Genomic DNA, 15,297 nt, shown 5'->3' with positions numbered 1-15,297 from the left:
TTAGCTTTTATTAAATATTGTTGATCAACAATTATCTTTTGATTTTGATTAAATTTATCGTTTTCAAAATCTATCCTTCATGAAAAATTCGGGAACTTCATTTTTTCTTTTATTTCTATTTTTTAGTTTACATGGTAAAGCTCAACAATTTGAAAAATTAATTCAGTATGTGAATCCGTTAATCGGAACCGAAAAGATGGGGCACACTTATCCCGGAGCAACTGCGCCTTTCGGAGCAGTACAGCTAAGTCCGGAAACTGATACAATTTCCTACGAACTCAATGGTAAATACAATGGTGAAGTGTATAAATATTGTGCAGGTTATCGATACGAAGACAAAACAATTGTAGGTTTTAGCTCAACTCATTTCAGCGGAACAGGACATTCTGATTTGGGAGATTTTTTAATTATGCCAACTGTCGGAAAATTACAATTGAATCCCGGAACAGCTACAAATCCTGAAAGTGGCTACAGAAGCAGATTTTCCCATCAAAACGAAAAAGCAGAAGCAGGATATTACAAAGTAAAGCTTGATGATCATAATATTTTGGCTGAATTAACGGCAACGACAAGAGTCGGGGTTCATCGATATACTTTCCCAAAGTCTGATCAGGCACATATTATTTTGGATCTGATGGCTGGAATTTACAATTATGATGGTAAAAATGTCTGGACTTACGTTCGTGTAGAAAACGGAAACACCATTACAGGTTACCGACAAACCAACGGTTGGGCAAGAACGAGAACCGTTTACTTTGCGATGAAATTTTCAAAACCGTTTAAATCTTATGGTCAGAAAAACTTTGATGGAAAACAAGTTTACAATGGTTTTTGGAGAAAATTTGACCAGACAAAAAACTTCCCGGAGATCGCAGGAAAAAATCTGAAAATGTTTTTTGATTTTGACACCAATGAAAATGAAGCAATTGAAGTTAAATTAGCAATTTCACCTGTAAGTCAAGCCAATGCCTTAGAAAATTTAGAAATAGAAACCGGAAATTTATCTTTCGACCAGGTCAAAGCACAAACGCAGGAAATTTGGAATAAAGAATTAAATAAAATCGTTGCAAAAGGCTCTGAACCAGAAAAAACGAATTTTTATACGGCGATGTATCATACTTTTATCAGTCCTACAACGTATACAGACGTCAACGGAGAGTATAAAGGTTTGGACCAAAACATTCACAAGGCGGAAGGTTTTACGAATTATACAACTTTCTCAATCTGGGATACTTATCGTGCACTTCATCCATTTTTTAACATTATTCAAACGAAACGAAATAATGATATGGTGAAATCAATGATGGCACATTATGACCAATTTTCAATGAAAATGTTACCGATCTGGTCACATTACGCAAACGATAATTGGTGCATGAGCGGTTATCACAGTGTAAGTGTGGTTGCGGATGCAATCATTAAAGGAAATTATGACGGCAATGCAAAAGAAGCTTTGAAAGCCTGTGTGGAAACTGCCAATAAAAGAGATTATGAAGGAATTGGTTTGTACATCGACAAAGGATTTATTCCCACTGAAAAAAGCGGAACTTCTGTTTCCAACACCTTAGAATATGCTTATGACGACTGGACAATCGCTCAGTTGGCGAAATATTTGGGTGAAACTGAAATTTACAATCAATTCTTTAAACGTTCTGAAAACTGGAAAAATAATTTTGATAAAACCATTGGATTTATGCGACCTCGTTTGGCAGACGGAAGTTTTAAGAAAGATTTTAGTGCTCTGAGTACGCACGGACAAGGCTTCATTGAAGGAAATTCATGGAATTACAGTTTCTTCGTTCCTCAAAATCCAGATGAATTAATTACGCTGATGGGCGGTAAGAAAAAATTTGCTTCAAAATTAGACGAATTATTTACGATGCATTTGCCTGACGAGTTTTTCGCAGATACAGAAGACATTACAAGAGAAGGAATCATCGGTGGATATGTTCACGGAAACGAGCCGGCTCATCATGTTGCTTATTTTTACAATTGGGCGGGACAGCCTTGGAAAACTCAGGCGCAGATCAGACGGATTTTAGATATGCAATACAAAGCAACACCCGATGGATTGGGAGGAAACGACGATGCCGGACAAATGAGCGCTTGGTATATTTTGAGTTCGCTTGGTTTTTATCCGGTTGCTCCCGGCTCGGAAGATTATGCAATTGGAAGTCCTGCGATTGAAAATGCAGTCTTGAATTTAGAAAACGGAAAAACTTTTGAGATTGAGGTAATTAATCAAGGTCCGCAGAATGTATATGTTGGGAAAATTCTTTTAAACGGAAAAGAAGTAAAAAATTTCACATTGAAACATTCTGAGATTATGAACGGTGGGAAATTGAGTTTTTATATGAGTGCTAAACCGAGGAAATAGTTTTTTGACTCGTTTTAGGACAATTAATTTCTCGCAAATTAAGCAGATGATTGCGTTAAAAATCTGCTTAATCTGCTCAATCTGCGAGAGAAAATTTCATTAAGTTTTGGCTAAAGCCAATTTTGAAACTTACAAATGAAAAAACGCGCTAGAGCCCGTTCCTACTAAGAAATTTATTTCTGAAAATTATAAAGAAAATCTTAAAAAACATCTTGTCTAATATTGCGTTTATGTGTTCTGCCCCATTCGGAAAGTGACATGATAACAGTTTTCAAAGTTTTGCTGTAATCTGTCGAGATATATTCTACGACAACCGGAGTCTGCTCCGCATGAACAATTCTTTTGACAAAACCATTTAGTTCTAAATCTTTCAACTCGTTTGAGAGTACTCTTGCAGAAATTCCGGCTACAATTCTCTGAAGCTCATTGAATCGAATACTTCCGTGTTCCTGCAAAGCAATAATAATTTTCAGCTTCCATTTTCCACCGATGACATAAATCGCATCTTCAACTGATGAAAGATGATTTTGGCAATTTATTTTGGTAATAGGTTCTTCTAATTCTATATTATTTTCCATAAAATTAATCTTAAACTAACCCAAAGGTTACTGCTAACCTTTTGATCACTACTAACTTTTCACAAGCAAATGTACATAATTTTGTCAAAGAATTTTAAGAATTTAAAAATATGAAACAAATTTTGCACATTATCTCAAGTCCGAGAATAGAAGTATCTGCGAGCAGAAAATTAGGAAATGCAATATTAGAGAAGATTCAGGAAAAATATCCTGACAGCATTGTAAAAGAACGTGATCTTACAAAAAATCTTGTTCCTCTTTTGGAAGATGTTCACATCAATTCATTTTTTACTCCGGCAGAAAGCCGTTCTCCAGAACAGGAAGTTATCAATCAGTATTCCGAAGGATTAATTTCAGAATTGCAGGAAGCTGACATTATAATAATAGAATCTCCAATGTACAATTTTTCTGTTCCGGCAACGCTTAGAGCCTATTTTGATTATACTTCAAGAGCAGGATATACTTTTCAGTACAGCGAGAAAGGTCCTGAAGGTTTGCTGAAAAATAAAAAATTATACATTGCTTTTTCGTCAGGGAATATCTATTCTAAAGGTCCTTATCAAATTTACGATTCCAATGTGCCTTATGTCAAAAATGTTTTTGGCTTTTATGGCGTTACAGATGTGAGTGTTTTTCGTGCAGAAGGTCTGTCAATTCCTGGAATTATGGAAAATTCTTTGGAAAATGCTATTGAAAGCATTGTGATTGATTAATTTCAAATGATTATTAGATAATTTTTCTCTCGCAGATTTAGCAAATTTAGCAGATGATTGTATTTAAAATTCGCTTCATCTGCTCAATCTGCGAGAAATAAAAAAGACTGCACATTTGCAGTCTTTCATTTTATTTCTGAACTTCAAAAAGCAATCGCTCCCCGAATTTCTCTTCATTAATTTTTCCATTGTCATAAACCAGATTTCCGTTAACAAAAGTATGGGTGACTTTAGAGTGAAAATTCATTCCTTCCAACGGACTCCAACCACATTTATAAAGGATGTTTTCTTTGCCAACCGTCCAGTTTTCATTTAAATCCACCAAAACCAAATCGGCTTTGTAACCTTCTCTCACAAAACCTCTTTTCTCAACTCTGAAAAGAATGGCAGGATTGTGAGCCATTTTTTCAACGATTTTTTCCAAAGAAATTTTTCCGTTGATGTAATTTTCCAGCATTACCGTCAAAGAATGCTGAACCAGAGGTGCTCCGGAAGGACATTTTGTATAGACATTTTGTTTTTCTTCCCAGGTATGAGGAGCGTGATCTGTGGCAATCACGTCAATTCTGTCATCCAACAGCGCTTCCCAAAGTCCGTCTTTATCTTTTTGAGTTTTTACGGCAGGATTCCATTTGATCAATCCGCCTTTTGTCTCGTAATCTTCATTGGTAAAAGTCAAATGATGAACACAAACTTCCGCAGTAATTTTTTTATCTTTTAAAGGAATATCATTGCTGAAAAGTTCCATTTCCTTTGCTGTTGAAAGGTGAAAAACATGAAGTCTCGCTCCTGTTTTTTTGGCTAATTCAACCGCTTTTGAAGACGATTTATAACAAGCTTCCTCGCTTCTGATTAAATGGTGAAATTTTACAGGAATATCTTCGCCGTATTGATCTAAATATTTTTGAGTATTTGCTCTGATTGTCGCTTCATCTTCGCAATGAACCGCAATCAGCATTTTTGTATTACTGAAAATATTTTCAAGCGTCTCAGGATTGTCAACGAGCATATTTCCTGTAGAAGAACCTAAAAACAATTTGATTCCAGGCACGTTTCGGGGATTTGTTTTTAAAACCTCTTCCAGATTATCATTCGTTCCGCCCATCATGAAACCATAATTAGCATAGGCCTTTTGAGAAGCAATTTCGTATTTATCTGCCAATAATTCTTGGGTTACCGCATTAGGAACAGTGTTGGGCTGATCGATGAAGCTTGTAATTCCGCCGGCAATTGCAGCTTTCGACTCGGTTTCGATATCACCTTTATGAGTCAGACCCGGATCGCGGAAATGCACCTGATCATCAATAATTCCGGGCAAAAGATATTTTCCTGAACCATTAATAATTTGATCCGCTTCTTCAGAAATATTTGATTCTATTTTTGAGATTAAATCATTTTCAATGAGAATATCGCTTTCAACAATTTGTCCTTCATTGACGATTTTTACGTTTTTTATAAGAATTTTCATTTTTACTTTTTAGAAATAAAGATTTGTATTGCACAAATTTAATATTTTCATTAATGATTTTTAAACATCAATCAGAAAATTGTGAATTCTAATATTTACATTTGCACTTTAAAAAAATAAATTTGTACAAGAAATTATTTGGGCAAACTGCTGTTTATGGGCTCAGCTCGGTTTTGGTCAGGATCTTCCCTTTCCTGATCGCACCTATTGTTACCAAGGCATTCGGACCGTCTGCGTCGTCTCCATTTGTTGACTGGTATTCAATTGCGGGAGTCATTACCGTTTTTTTGACCCACGGAATGGAAACTTCTTTTTTCCGTTTTGCGCAGGAAGGTGATATTGATAAAAAAACTTTGATATCTACTTCTGCACTCAGTATTTTAGGGATCGGTTTTATATATCTTATTTTGGGATATGTTTTCAGACAGGATCTTGCCAACGCATTTGAAACTCCGGATCAGGTCAATTATCTTGTTATTTTTCTTTTCATTCTTTCTTTTGATGCTTTTGCAACAATTCCTTCTGCGGTTTTAAGGCTGGAAGGAAAACCCATAACCTATATGCTTTCCAAAGTTATAGGATCATTGGTTTATTACTTCCTGGTTGTATTTTTTATAAAATGGCTTCCTCATTATCCAAACGGAATTTTAGGAATTAAATATGACCCCGAAATAGGGGTAGGTTATGTTTTCATTGCCAATTTAGTCCAGAGCATCATCACTTTAGCAATCGTTGGAAAAGAATTTGTGAATTTCAGTTTCCGGAAATTTGACTTTTCACTTTGGAAAAGAATTATGAGTTATTCTTGGCCTGTAATGATTGCAGGACTTGCGGGAATCGTCAATCAGACTTTAGACCGACAGTTTTTGAAATATTTACTACCGAAAGAAGAAGCGAAACATCAGATCGGTGTTTATGGGGCTGTTTACAAAATTGCTACATTTATTACAGTTTTCCGTCAGGCTTATCAGTTGGGAATTGAGCCATACTTCTTCTCAAGTTTTAAAGACAAAAGCAATCACAAAACTTACGCTGTTCTGATGGATGTTTTTGTGATTTGCAACTGTTTAATCTATATCGGATTGATGGTCAATCTGCAATGGATATCAGAAAGGTACTTAAAAAACCCTCTTTATTTCGAAGGAATTGAAATCATACCCTTCGTCATGCTCGGAGCTTTATTTTTAGGGATTTATCTCAATCTTTCAATTTGGTACAAATTGTCTGACCAGACAAGAGTCGGATTGTATATTTCATTGATAGGAGCGGCGATTACAATATTCATCAACTTTACCTTTATTCCGGAATACGGATATTGGGCAAGTGCTTTTGCAGCATTGATAACCTATACAAGTATGATGGTAATTTCCTACATTTGGGGAAAAATACAATATCCAATTCATTATAACATAAAAAAGATCGCAGTCTATTTAGTACTATCGATTGCTATATCGATGATTTCTTTTTACTGTTTCCGGCATAATTATTTAATAGGAAACGGAATGTTTATCTTATTCATCGCATTTCTAGTTTATAACGAGAGAACGATGATCAATAAAATTCTCAGAAAATCATAAATTTAAATTAAACTATAATAAATACATATGAAAATTATTGTTCCAATGGCTGGACGCGGTTCCAGATTACGTCCACATACTTTAACTGTTCCAAAACCGTTGATTCCTATTGCCGGAAAACCGATTGTACAGAGATTGGTAGAAGATATTGCGAAAGTTGCAGGAGAAGAAATCGAAGAAGTAGCTTTTATCATAGGAGATTTTGGTGACGAAGTAGAAAAATCTCTTCTTCTGATTGCTGAGAGATTAGGTGCAAAAGGAAGTATTTATCATCAGGAAGAAGCTTTAGGAACTGCTCATGCCATAAAATGTGCAGAGCAGTCGATGACAGGAAATGTTGTTGTAGCTTTTGCAGATACACTTTTCAGAGCAGATTTTACATTAGATACTAATTCAGACGGTGTAATTTGGGTGAAAAAAGTAGACGATCCTTCGGCTTTTGGTGTCGTTAAATTAGATGATTATGGCTTTATCACAGACTTCATAGAAAAGCCTCAGACTTTCGTTTCTGATCTTGCTATCATCGGAATCTATTATTTTAATTCAGGTGAAAAACTGATGTCCGAAATCAATCATATTATGGATAATGATATTAAAGTTGGTGGAGAATACCAATTAACAACCGCCTTAGAAAATCTACGTCAGAAAGGTGCAAAATTCACTTTAGGCAAAGTAGATGACTGGATGGATTGCGGAAACAAAAATGCAACCGTTGAAACAAACAGCAAAATCCTGGCTTACGAAAAAGAAGAAATGTCTCACTTCACATCTACTTCTACCATTGAAAATTCATTGATTATTCCTCCGTGTTTTATTGGTGAAAATGTGAAAATAATGAATTCGAAAATTGGTCCCGGAGTTTCTGTAGGAAATAACACAGTGATTATCAATTCAAATATCGAAAATTCTCTGATTCAGGAAAATACAAAAATCAATCACGGAAACCTTTCCAATTCAATGATCGGAAACTCAGCACAATATTTTGGTGTTGCAAGGGAAATATCTTTGGGAGATTATTCTGTTTTGGATTTCCTTAATAAAGATTAATTTTATCAAAATAAAATTGACCCTAAACCACACAAAATGTTTTGTGTGGTTTGGCGTTAATATTGTAAAGTATTTATTTAAAAGAGAATATGAAAAAATGGATCTCGCTATTGCTCGTTACATTGGTTATACTTTCATGTAAAACCAAAAAAAGTGCGATGCAAAACACTTCTGACAATGACAGCATTAAAGTAGACAGTTCAGGTAATAAAAATCCGATCGATGCTGGAAAAAATATCTCAGACAGATTGACATTTTACGAAAATATTTATATTCATCCGAAATTTGATCAAATTAAAATCAACAGTAAAATTACTGCAGACAACATAAGAGTAAGTCCTTTGGATGCAACGATTTACATTGAAAGCGATAAAAAAATATGGTCAAATATAAATTTTCTCTTTTTCAATGCAGCCAGAGCCATCATCACGCCTGAAGGACTAAAAGCTGTTGATAAATACAATAAAAATTATATAGATTCAGATTTTGAATATTTAAATAATTTACTGAATATCAATTTCATCGATTACAAAACCTTAGAAAAAATCCTTTTAGGAAGAACCTTCCTTCTGGTAAGTAACAAAAATTCAAACATTACAAAAAATGAAGAGGGGTATCAGTTGTCGTCAATTGTTAACCAGAAAATAGTAACCAATGGCGTAGAGCGCGAATACAAAATCAATATGAGATATTCGAATGATTATGATTTAATGTATGTTAAATTGCAGGACGTAAAATCCGATGATGCTGTAGAAATCGTATATGATCAGTGGGAAGGCTTTGACAATAATCTCAGATTGCCGCAAAGTGTTAAAATAATTATAAAAGGCTCAAAAACAAGTCAGATTTTACTGGAAAATACGAAATTTGGCTTCACTAAAATGGAAACACCTTATTCAGTTCCAGCCAATTATAAGAAAATTGAGATTAAATGATTAAAAAATTTAGCTTTTTAATAGGAATTTTGCTGTTCTCGTTGCATTTTGGGCAAAAGAAAGAGCAGTTGCAGCAACAAAATGCCGAGCTTAAAAAACAAATTGCAAAAATAAATGCTGACTTAGCAAAAACAAGAAATGAGTCTAAACTTTCAATCTCATATCTTACAAGTGTAAATCAGAAATTAGCTTTAAGAGAAAAAGTTTATAACAATACACAGAAAGAAAAAAGATTTATCGAAGACGAAATCTATCTTCGTCAGCTTGAAATCAACAGACAGAATCGTGAGCTAGCCGTATTAAGAAAAAACTACGCTCAGGTTTTAGTCAATGCATATAAAAATAAGGGGGTACAGAATAAGGTGACATTCATTCTTTCCTCAAAAGGTTTTGGTGAAGCATTAAGAAGAGTGCAGTATTTAAAACAGTATTCTGATTATCAGGATAAAAAAGCAGCAGAAATTACAAATGCCGCTGTTGAACTAAAAAGGTCTGTTGAAAAGAAAAGAAAATCTGCTGTTGAAAAAGAAAACCTCCTGATTAATCAGCAAAAAGATCTTACTACGATCAGTGCTGAAAGAGCCCAGAAAGAGCAGTTGGTAAATGAGTTTAAAAAGAATGAAACCAAACTTGCCGGTGAACTTAGACAGAAACAAAGTCAGTCGAAAGCATTGGAAGGACAAATAAGATCTATTATTGCAGAAGAAATTCGTAGAGCAAAAGCGGAAGAAGAATCCCGTAAAAAAGCGGAAGCAGAAAAAATCCGTTTGGCAAAAATAGCTGCTGACAGGGAAAAAGCAAGAATAGACGCAGAAAATAAAGCACGAGCTGAAGCATTAGAAAGAGAAAGGAAGTTAGCTGAAGCTGAAGCCAAAAAAGCTGCTGAATTTGCAGCCAAAAGAGCTGAAGACGAGAGAAAGAGAAATGAAGAAGCAGCGAGAAGCGAATCTAATGCAAGAGATGAAGCAAGAAAATTGGCTGCTAAAAAAGCTTCTGATGACGCTGCACTGCGATCAAGAGAAGCCGCTAACAAACTAGCAGCAGCAAAAGCGGCAGAAGCAGCATTAGAAAAGAAGACAGATGCAGATAAAAAAGCTGCTGAAACAAAAGCAATGACCAATTACGGTGTTTCGACATCGGCAGGAAACAGTTTTGCAGCAAACAAAGGCAGACTGGCAATGCCGGCTTATGGGACGATTACTCACCGTTTTGGAAGACAACCGCATCCCGTATTTAAAAATATTGTAGAAGAAAATAACGGAATTAAAATTTCTGTAGCAAAAGGTACTAATGCAAAAGCTGTATTTCCGGGAACAGTTTCTTCAGTAATGCCGGCTGCAGATGGCACGAAAACAGTTTTGATAAAGCATGGAGATTATTTCTCTATTTATTCAAATCTCAGCAATAATACAGTTTCAAAAGGTCAGCAGGTATCTGCCGGAACTTCTGTAGGTACAGTTGCACAGGATTTTGATGGGTCATTCACTTTAGATTTCCAGATCTGGAGAGGTGACACGCCGGTAGATCCATTAGGTTGGCTATCCAATTAAAAATATTAACTTTGTAAAAATTTTAGAGATGTATACACTTACAATACTGTCATTATCTTGGCAACATATCCTGATCGTTGCGATCATTCTTCTGTTACTTTTCGGAGGAAAAAAAATTCCTGAACTGATGAGAGGAATGGGATCGGGAATCAAAGAATTTAAAGATGCTGTAAAAGAAGAAGACAAGCCAGCTCCAAAAACTGATAATCAGTCTTCTTCAACAACAAATAATCCCAGCAACTAAATTCTAAGATAAAAATGAATTTTACCGAAACAGCCTGGAAGGTCTTCAATACATCAATTGAAGACTACCATGTTTTAGACAATGTTGATACTCCTATAAATAACACATTTCCAAATGGAAGTTTGGAACGAATTTTGTATGCTAAAAACTGGATTGATACCGTTCAATGGCATTTTGAAGATATAATAAGAGACGAAAACATAGATCCTGTAGAAGCTCTTAAGCTGAAGAGAAGAATTGACGCTTCCAATCAACAGAGAACAGATTTGGTTGAGTTTATAGACAGTTGGTTTCTAGATAAATATAAAGATATTACTCCAAAAACTAATGCAAAGATAAATACTGAAACTCCCGCTTGGGCAGTTGACAGATTATCAATACTTGCACTCAAAGTCTATCATATGTCTTTGGAAGCTAAAAGGGAATCTGCTTCTGAAGAACACAGGCTGAATTGTCAGAAAAAACTTGATGTTCTTCTGGATCAGAAAAAAGATTTGTCTACGTCGATAAGTCAATTGCTTACTGATATTGAAAACGGTGATGTTAAGATGAAAGTGTACAAACAGATGAAAATGTACAATGATGAAAGTCTTAACCCAATCCTTTATCAAAAGGAGCCAAAATGAAACGATTATACTTTTTCGGACTATTTATTTTAACCATCACTTCCTGCGCTACAGAAAAACCTAATGTTTCTCCCCTGTCCAATGGTTTCTACAGTGAAGCGAAAAAAAGCGAGTCTGAAACTGGAATCAATAGTTTTTCTATCAATATTAGCGAAAACGCAAACGCTGCCGAAATTACCAATCTGATTTCCAGTTTTCCTAAATTAAAAAATACTGCCGTAAACGAGGAAATAAGTTCTTTAAAATATACATTACAGAATTATCTGTATGCAATAGATTCCGGGAATGTTTCGGGGAAGAACAAAACTCTTGAAAGCTTAGAAAAGTCTTACAAAAAAATTCAGAAACTCAGAAAATATCTAAACAAAGATGATGATGCAGTGCTGAACAGATATTTGGTAAGATTAAAAACGAATGTTACCTTTATCGAAGATTCAATAAACAGTAAAAAATAACCGATAATTAAATGATAAAAATTCAGGCGGAAGCAAATGTTCCTACAGAGCACGGCAATTTCCGAATGATAGCCTTTTCTGAAGAATCTACCGATTGGATGCCACACATGGCGATCATCGCAGAAAATACAGATTTTTCCAAACCCGTCAATGTACGTTTTCATTCAGAATGCATTACAGGTGAAGTTTTCCATTCTCAGAAGTGTGAATGCGGACAGCAACTTGACGCAGCTATGAAATATATGCAAGAGAATGGCGGAATTATTGTCTACCTTCGCCAGGAAGGAAGAAATATAGGAATTATTAATAAACTCAAAGCTTACTCTCTTCAGGAGAAAGGTTTTGATACCGTTGCTGCCAATTTAGAATTAGGCTTACCTGCTGATGACAGAAATTTTGGTGTTGCAATTGAGATTCTTAATATTTTAGAAGTTAAAAACATTAATCTTTTAACCAACAATCCTGAAAAGGTAAAATTTGTTGAAAAAAGCAATGTGAATTTAAATTCAAGAATACCTTTACAGATTCCTGCTAACGACTCAAGCCGTGGATATTTACAAACCAAAAAGGATTATTTCGGACATCTTCTGGACGAATAAGAATTGATTTATAGTTAAATAAAGCAAAAGCTCCTGAAAAATTTCCGGAGCTTTCTTAATTATAAAAACTGAAAAGATATATTCTTAATTTATTTTGGTATTGACTACATTTGAATCGTCAATATTGTAATATTTGATTACCGCATTATAATCATTTTTGTCTACAGCATTTGCACTTTTACCTGAAACCGCAGGAAGCAGTACAATTCTAAAAGTCTGATTAGTCAAAAACTGGCTTGTTTCTCCGCTTGTAATCTGACTAGACTGATTAAAATTAGCCTCTGTTCTGATCTGTACATCCTGTGTAGTGAAATCGAAGTTATAATCTAATTCTCTTCCTACCGGAAAATTCTGAACATCATCTAAATAATAAGTCTTGGGAATAAGTTGCCAAACCGGAGTATTGTTGTTTGTATTGGAATTAATATTTCTATACACAAGCACTGCATCAGCAGACTGTAACGTTAAGCCTTGCTCTATCTGAAAACCATTATTTGTATTGAATGTTCCTGTAACGTCTCTTACTGTTAAAACAATTTGTTCTGTTTGTACAACTTCATCATCATTATCGCAGCTATATATGAATAAACCAGCAAAAGCTAAGGTTAAAATTGGAATAATTTTTCTCATTGGAATTAATTTAAATATTATTTAGTAACTAAGCCGAATCAAAACATATACCAAAAAACTCAAAAACTTTGTTTCTGCTGTTTTTTTTAATTGTATTTTTGTTCTTATTCAAAATTATGAACAAAGTAGCGCTTCAATTACTCATTTTTACACTGTTTATAAGTTCACAACTTTCAGCACAATATCAGCCGAAAAACATTTCTCATTCAGATCAGAAGAAAGCCCAGCAATGGGTTGACAAAACTTACAACTCTCTTTCACAGGACGAAAAACTGGGACAGCTTTTTATTGTTGCTCTTTATACCAACAAAGATGAAAACCATATCAATCAGGTAAGAAATATTGTTCTCAACGATAAGATCGGCGGATTGATTCTCATGCAGGATGATGCTGCGAGAGAAATCAATTTAGTTAATGAATTTCAGCAAAAATCTAAAGTTCCATTGATGATTGGGATGGACGCTGAGTGGGGAATTTTTCAAAGAATTGCGACAGCTCATAAATTTCCCTGGGCGATGACTTTAGGAGCGATCCAAGATAAGAATTTGATTTATCAGATGGCAACAAAAATCGCTGAAGATTGCAAAAGAATGGGCATCAATTGGGATTTTGCTCCCGTTGTAGATGTAAATACCAATCCAAACAATCCGATTATCGGGAACAGAAGTTTTGGTTCAGAAGTTCCTAATGTTATACAATCTGCCCTCTCCTATTCAAAAGGCTTGCAGGATAATAATATTTTAGCAGCGATTAAACATTTTCCGGGACATGGTGACACAAGTACAGATTCACATCTTGATCTTCCGTTGGTTTCACACAACTTAGAAAGATTGAATTCAGTGGAATTAGCACCTTTCAAAGCTTTAATGGACAAAGGAATAGGAGGTGTGATGGTTGCACATCTTTACGTTCCCAGCTTAGAATCAGAAAAAGGAATTCCCGCTTCGGTTTCAAAAAATATCATCACAGGTTTATTGAAAGAAAAATTAGGCTACAAGGGTTTAATTATAACAGATGCTCTGAATATGGGAGCAGTTGCCAACAAATATAAACCTGGCGAACTGGATGCCTTAGCTTTCAAGGCAGGAAATGACATTATGCTTTTCTCTCAGGGAGTTGCGGAAGGTAAAAAACTGATCCAGAAAGCAATTGACAATGGTGAAATTTCACAAAAAAGAGTGGAAGAAAGCGTAAAGAAAATTTTACTCACTAAATACTATTTAGGTCTAAATCAATACACTGCAAAAAATCCTGAGAATATAAATCAGGATATTAACAATGATTCTCACAAAACATTGGTGCAAAATCTTTATTCAAATGCCTTAACGTTAATAAAAGACGAACAGAAACTACTCCCTTTAAACTGTAAAAACACTTGTTATTACATTCCGTTGGAGGAAGCGCCTTACCAGACTTTTGCAGATCAATTGAATTTAAATTCCACAGTGATTATTAAAAAAGCCTCGGAGATCAATAGCATTCCGGCAAATTCCACGGTAATTGTTGGTTTTCATAAAGACAATTCCACGGCGTACAAACCTTATAAAATTTCAGCAGAATCAAAAAAAGTTTTGGCAGATTTAACTAAAAATCAAAACGTGATTTTAAATGTTTTTGGAAGCGCTTATGCTTTAAAAGATATTGATTTATCTAAAGTTTCTACCGTTTTAGTATCTTACGAAAATAATGATGACTCAATGACCGCAACCGCAAACGCCATCAATGGGAAGACAAAAATCTGGGGAAAACTTCCGGTTGTTGTTAATGATCAACTTAAACCCGGAATGGGAATCACTTTAGAAGTTGTAACTAAAAAATAAACAAAACAAACCTACTGATGAAAACAAATCTTAAATTTCTTACAATCATTCTAATGGCATTCGCTCACCATTTTGCAGCACAAAACTTTACAGCCACCCTGTTTTATCTTGATGGTACAACTAGAAAAGGTAAAGCTGATGCAGCGCTAAATGGCGAAACCAAACTTTTATTTAAAGACGATGATACACAGAAAAAAGAAAAAATAAAAGTGCAATTGCTAGATAAAGTGGAATATACTGATAAAAAAACGGGAGAGATTATTACTTTAGAATTAAAAGAATTTAATTATTATCAAGGTTCGGACAATGCGAAAACTGAATACAACTGGATGAGAAAAATATCCAGCGGAGAAATTTCAATGTATGTTTCTGACAGCTATGACGGAGGCATAAAAAATAACGGATACTATTATACAGTAACACCTTCTACTCTTACAAATTATTTTTTTCAATATAAAAATGACAAACCAACCATGATCTATTTTATTAATAGCACATGGACGCCCAATAAAAAAAATATAGTCAAAAGACACGTGAAAAATTTCTTTAAAGATAAATGCCCTCAGTTGGTAACTGATTTTGAAAGTGAAAATTTAGAAATCAAAGATCATAAAGTTAGTGTTCTTCTTGAATATTACGAAAAGAACTGTAACTCAAACCAAAATACAACCAAATAAC

Annotated in this window: 15 protein-coding genes; 12 read left to right on the top strand and 3 right to left on the bottom strand. The window is 34.6% G+C overall.

Translation table 11 applies throughout. From position 1 onward, the window contains the following. The first annotated feature begins 79 nt into the window (after nt 1-79). Nucleotides 80-2,377, top strand: coding sequence for a GH92 family glycosyl hydrolase (locus AC4FQ5_RS15550; RefSeq protein WP_491144757.1), 2,298 nt, complete (start codon nt 80-82; stop codon nt 2,375-2,377). A 200-nt stretch (nt 2,378-2,577) separates the two neighbouring features. Here the strand turns inward: AC4FQ5_RS15550 and AC4FQ5_RS15545 are convergent, their stop codons facing one another. Further along, nucleotides 2,578-2,955, bottom strand: a complete 378-nt coding sequence (locus AC4FQ5_RS15545; RefSeq protein WP_491144756.1) for a winged helix-turn-helix transcriptional regulator — start codon at nt 2,953-2,955, stop codon at nt 2,578-2,580. 110 nt (nt 2,956-3,065) lie between these two features. On the opposite strand from AC4FQ5_RS15545, the gene AC4FQ5_RS15540 reads away from it, so the two are divergent. Continuing rightward, on the top strand, nt 3,066-3,668 hold the full coding sequence (locus AC4FQ5_RS15540) for an FMN-dependent NADH-azoreductase (protein WP_491144754.1): 603 nt from the start codon (nt 3,066-3,068) through the stop codon (nt 3,666-3,668). Nucleotides 3,669-3,798: 130 nt separating this feature from the next. Here AC4FQ5_RS15540 and AC4FQ5_RS15535 read toward each other — a convergent pair whose 3' ends face one another. After that, entirely contained in the window at nt 3,799-5,136 is a 1,338-nt protein-coding gene (locus tag AC4FQ5_RS15535; protein ID WP_491144752.1) for a dihydroorotase, read from the bottom strand. A gap of 122 nt (nt 5,137-5,258) precedes the next feature. Here AC4FQ5_RS15535 and AC4FQ5_RS15530 point away from each other — a divergent pair, with 122 nt between their 5' ends. From AC4FQ5_RS15530 to ribA, 8 genes are all read left to right on the top strand, one after another. Further along, on the top strand, nt 5,259-6,713 hold the full coding sequence (locus AC4FQ5_RS15530; protein WP_491144751.1) for a lipopolysaccharide biosynthesis protein: 1,455 nt from the start codon (nt 5,259-5,261) through the stop codon (nt 6,711-6,713). Nucleotides 6,714-6,740: 27 nt separating this feature from the next. After that, entirely contained in the window at nt 6,741-7,760 is a 1,020-nt protein-coding gene (locus AC4FQ5_RS15525; RefSeq protein ID WP_491144750.1) for a sugar phosphate nucleotidyltransferase, read from the top strand. A gap of 89 nt (nt 7,761-7,849) precedes the next feature. Beyond that, a complete protein-coding gene (gene lolB1 / locus AC4FQ5_RS15520; RefSeq protein ID WP_491144749.1) occupies nt 7,850-8,695 on the top strand; it encodes a lipoprotein insertase outer membrane protein LolB1 in 846 nt (281 codons plus the stop codon). After that, nucleotides 8,692-10,245 carry a murein hydrolase activator EnvC family protein gene (locus AC4FQ5_RS15515; RefSeq protein WP_491144747.1) on the top strand — a complete coding sequence of 518 codons (1,554 nt, stop codon included), beginning with the start codon at nt 8,692-8,694 and terminating at the stop codon, nt 10,243-10,245. The genes lolB1 and AC4FQ5_RS15515 overlap by 4 nt, the downstream gene beginning before the upstream one ends. A 28-nt stretch (nt 10,246-10,273) precedes the next feature. After that, nucleotides 10,274-10,489, top strand: a complete 216-nt coding sequence (locus AC4FQ5_RS15510) for a twin-arginine translocase TatA/TatE family subunit (protein ID WP_491144745.1) — start codon at nt 10,274-10,276, stop codon at nt 10,487-10,489. A gap of 14 nt (nt 10,490-10,503) precedes the next feature. Beyond that, on the top strand, nt 10,504-11,115 hold the full coding sequence (locus AC4FQ5_RS15505) for a DUF4254 domain-containing protein (RefSeq protein ID WP_491144743.1): 612 nt from the start codon (nt 10,504-10,506) through the stop codon (nt 11,113-11,115). Next, complete coding sequence (locus tag AC4FQ5_RS15500; protein ID WP_491144741.1) at nt 11,112-11,570, top strand: hypothetical protein; 459 nt, start codon at nt 11,112-11,114, stop codon at nt 11,568-11,570. Before AC4FQ5_RS15505 ends, AC4FQ5_RS15500 begins: the two co-directional genes overlap by 4 nt. An 11-nt stretch (nt 11,571-11,581) precedes the next feature. Further along, nucleotides 11,582-12,169: a GTP cyclohydrolase II gene (gene ribA / locus AC4FQ5_RS15495; RefSeq protein WP_491144739.1), complete on the top strand. Its 588-nt coding sequence runs from the start codon at nt 11,582-11,584 to the stop codon at nt 12,167-12,169. Between the two features lie 84 nt (nt 12,170-12,253). Here the strand turns inward: ribA and AC4FQ5_RS15490 are convergent, their stop codons facing one another. Continuing rightward, entirely contained in the window at nt 12,254-12,799 is a 546-nt protein-coding gene (locus AC4FQ5_RS15490; protein ID WP_491144737.1) for a hypothetical protein, read from the bottom strand. Between the two features lie 116 nt (nt 12,800-12,915). On the opposite strand from AC4FQ5_RS15490, the gene AC4FQ5_RS15485 reads away from it, so the two are divergent. Then, nucleotides 12,916-14,619 carry a glycoside hydrolase family 3 protein gene (locus AC4FQ5_RS15485; RefSeq protein ID WP_491144736.1) on the top strand — a complete coding sequence of 568 codons (1,704 nt, stop codon included), beginning with the start codon at nt 12,916-12,918 and terminating at the stop codon, nt 14,617-14,619. A gap of 17 nt (nt 14,620-14,636) precedes the next feature. Then, nucleotides 14,637-15,296, top strand: a complete 660-nt coding sequence (locus AC4FQ5_RS15480; RefSeq protein WP_491144734.1) for a hypothetical protein — start codon at nt 14,637-14,639, stop codon at nt 15,294-15,296. Nucleotide 15,297: the final 1 nt, after the last annotated feature.

This window comes from Chryseobacterium sp. DT-167, assembly GCF_058310155.1.
Note: the sequence above shows the minus strand (reverse complement) of the source record. Positions and strands in the feature narration are given on the sequence as shown.

What these genes read in the sequence shown, in the direction of transcription:
- AC4FQ5_RS15550 (WP_491144757.1), top strand. Translation starts at nt 80, where the DNA reads ATGAAAAATTCGGGAACTTCATTTTTTCTTTTATTTCTATTTTTTAGT.
- AC4FQ5_RS15545 (WP_491144756.1), bottom strand. Translation starts at nt 2,955, where the DNA reads ATGGAAAATAATATAGAATTAGAAGAACCTATTACCAAAATAAATTGC.
- AC4FQ5_RS15540 (WP_491144754.1), top strand. Translation starts at nt 3,066, where the DNA reads ATGAAACAAATTTTGCACATTATCTCAAGTCCGAGAATAGAAGTATCT.
- AC4FQ5_RS15535 (WP_491144752.1), bottom strand. Translation starts at nt 5,136, where the DNA reads ATGAAAATTCTTATAAAAAACGTAAAAATCGTCAATGAAGGACAAATT.
- AC4FQ5_RS15525 (WP_491144750.1), top strand. Translation starts at nt 6,741, where the DNA reads ATGAAAATTATTGTTCCAATGGCTGGACGCGGTTCCAGATTACGTCCA.
- lolB1 (WP_491144749.1), top strand. Translation starts at nt 7,850, where the DNA reads ATGAAAAAATGGATCTCGCTATTGCTCGTTACATTGGTTATACTTTCA.
- AC4FQ5_RS15515 (WP_491144747.1), top strand. Translation starts at nt 8,692, where the DNA reads ATGATTAAAAAATTTAGCTTTTTAATAGGAATTTTGCTGTTCTCGTTG.
- AC4FQ5_RS15510 (WP_491144745.1), top strand. Translation starts at nt 10,274, where the DNA reads ATGTATACACTTACAATACTGTCATTATCTTGGCAACATATCCTGATC.
- AC4FQ5_RS15505 (WP_491144743.1), top strand. Translation starts at nt 10,504, where the DNA reads ATGAATTTTACCGAAACAGCCTGGAAGGTCTTCAATACATCAATTGAA.
- AC4FQ5_RS15500 (WP_491144741.1), top strand. Translation starts at nt 11,112, where the DNA reads ATGAAACGATTATACTTTTTCGGACTATTTATTTTAACCATCACTTCC.
- ribA (WP_491144739.1), top strand. Translation starts at nt 11,582, where the DNA reads ATGATAAAAATTCAGGCGGAAGCAAATGTTCCTACAGAGCACGGCAAT.
- AC4FQ5_RS15490 (WP_491144737.1), bottom strand. Translation starts at nt 12,799, where the DNA reads ATGAGAAAAATTATTCCAATTTTAACCTTAGCTTTTGCTGGTTTATTC.
- AC4FQ5_RS15485 (WP_491144736.1), top strand. Translation starts at nt 12,916, where the DNA reads ATGAACAAAGTAGCGCTTCAATTACTCATTTTTACACTGTTTATAAGT.
- AC4FQ5_RS15480 (WP_491144734.1), top strand. Translation starts at nt 14,637, where the DNA reads ATGAAAACAAATCTTAAATTTCTTACAATCATTCTAATGGCATTCGCT.